At 38.4% G+C, this 1787-nt stretch carries 4 protein-coding genes; all 4 read left to right on the forward strand.

Annotation, left to right across the window (positions count from 1 at the left end; translation table 11 throughout):
• Positions 1-904: hydrogenase formation protein HypD (gene hypD / locus RQ763_RS11620; RefSeq protein ID WP_314153153.1), on the forward strand; the 904-nt coding region annotated here is incomplete at its 5' end.
• Between the two features lie 89 nt (positions 905-993).
• Positions 994-1248 carry a type II toxin-antitoxin system Phd/YefM family antitoxin gene (locus RQ763_RS11625; protein WP_314153154.1) on the forward strand — a complete coding sequence of 85 codons (255 nt, stop codon included), beginning with the start codon at positions 994-996 and terminating at the stop codon, positions 1246-1248.
• Positions 1241-1528: a type II toxin-antitoxin system RelE/ParE family toxin gene (locus RQ763_RS11630; RefSeq protein ID WP_314153156.1), complete on the forward strand. Its 288-nt coding sequence runs from the start codon at positions 1241-1243 to the stop codon at positions 1526-1528. Before RQ763_RS11625 ends, RQ763_RS11630 begins: the two co-directional genes overlap by 8 nt.
• Positions 1529-1577: 49 nt before the next feature.
• Entirely contained in the window at positions 1578-1742 is a 165-nt protein-coding gene (locus RQ763_RS11635) for a P-loop NTPase fold protein (protein ID WP_314153157.1), read from the forward strand.
• The last annotated feature ends 45 nt before the right edge of the window (positions 1743-1787 follow it).

Genomic DNA, 1787 nt, shown 5'->3' on the forward strand with positions numbered 1-1787 from the left:
TGATCACGCTTATGTTCTGGCGATGCTTCAAGATGTGATTTTGGTTACTCTGGGCGATATGATAAAAGTACCGGGCAGTAGAGGAACTCTTCAAGATGCAAGAAGCAAGGGTGCAGATGTTCGTTTTGTCTATTCGCCCTTAGAGTGTTTAAAAATCGCAAAAGAGAATCCGACTAAAAAAATCATCTTTTTCGCCATAGGATTTGAGACGACGACACCAATGACCGCCGCACTTCTTGATGCGGTTATAAAGCAGAACATCAAAAATATCTTCTTTCACATAAACCATGTAACCGTTCCCGAAGTTATGCGTGAGCTGATAGATAGCAGAGATATACATGTAGATAGTTACAACAACAAAATAGACGCATTTCTAGGACCTTCACATGTAAGCGTGATAAGCGGAAGTAAAATCTATGAGGAGTTTCCAAGGGATTATAAGCGTCCCGTGGTTGTCTCTGGTTTTGAGCCGGTTGATGTCATGCAGGCAATCAGCATGATAGTAAAACAGTTCGTAGAGGACAGATGTGAGCTTGAAGTGGAGTACAAACGGCTTGTCACTTACGATGGAAACGTCAAAGCGCAGGAGCTGGTAAACAAATATTTTGAAAAAACAGACCTGTTCAAATGGCGAGGTTTAGGCAATATCCCAAAAAGCGGACTAAAAATAAAACCTGAGTTCAAAGATTATGATGCTGAAATAATCTACAAAGATGTTCTCCCGCTCGGCGAGATAGAAGACCACAAACTCTGCATCTGCGGAGACATTTTAAGAGGCATGGCAAGCCCTCCTGAGTGTACGATTTTCGGAACTGCATGTAAACCGACTTCACCGATAGGAAGCTGTATGGTAAGCTCTGAGGGCGCATGTGCTGCGTACTATAAATATGGGAATTTGGTATAAAAAACTTACCAATATTTGTGTATCTGAAAAAAACGCTTGTTAGATGAAATATGTTACAATGACAGTATTCTGTCATAAAAGGTTTTAAAATGCAGGCGTTAAACTACACAAGTGCTAGAAATAATTTAAAAAGCATCATAGAAGATGTGTGTGAGAACAACGAAGAGGTGATAGTGACGACGAAAAATAACAAGTCGGTCGTCATCATTTCACTCGATGAATACAATGCCACACATGCAAAAATAAAACAAGATGTCCAAAATGCCATTAAAGAGATTCAAAAGGGCGACTTTTTAGACATCGACGATGCCTTTGAAGCAGCAAAGAACTCCTACCGTGCATAAAATAGTTTTTTCAAAAACGGCAGTTGCCAACTTAGTGGAACAAGCGAAATATATTTACGAACAAACAAAAAATGAGGAAGTTGCCGACAGGTACTTGGATAAAATGAAAAACTACATCATCCAAACGCTCTCAAACTTTCCAAAAGCAGGAAGACCCACTGAAGAACTCTCAGTAAACACCAGAAAACTGGTCTATCAAGGATACTCCATAATTTACAGCGTTTCAGAGACGCAGATAGAGATTTTGGTGATTTTTAGAGAGAATTTGCCTAAGTTATGAAAAATGGAATATAGCGAAGTAAAAAATGAAAAGCAATAAAGGGATAAAAATGCAGCATCGTGATATACCAAAAAAAAATGTAGAAGATGGTGATGATTTAAAATTTGCACCATATGCTTCAAGAGTTGCACAAGGAATATTAAATTATTCTCAAAATGAGACATTTATTATATCTCTTGAAGGGGAATGGGGGAGTGGTAAGACTATGGAATGACCCCCATAAAGTAGACAAACTTTTAATCGGTTAATTTGATAAAAT

The sequence above is a fragment of the Sulfurimonas sp. genome, from assembly GCF_032250635.1.
In the GTDB taxonomy this organism is placed as follows: Bacteria; Campylobacterota; Campylobacteria; order Campylobacterales; family Sulfurimonadaceae; genus Sulfurimonas.

Coding starts and splice junctions, on each gene's coding strand:
- RQ763_RS11625 (WP_314153154.1), top strand. CDS start 994: ATGCAGGCGTTAAACTACACAAGTGCTAGAAATAATTTAAAAAGCATC.
- RQ763_RS11635 (WP_314153157.1), top strand. CDS start 1,578: ATGCAGCATCGTGATATACCAAAAAAAAATGTAGAAGATGGTGATGAT.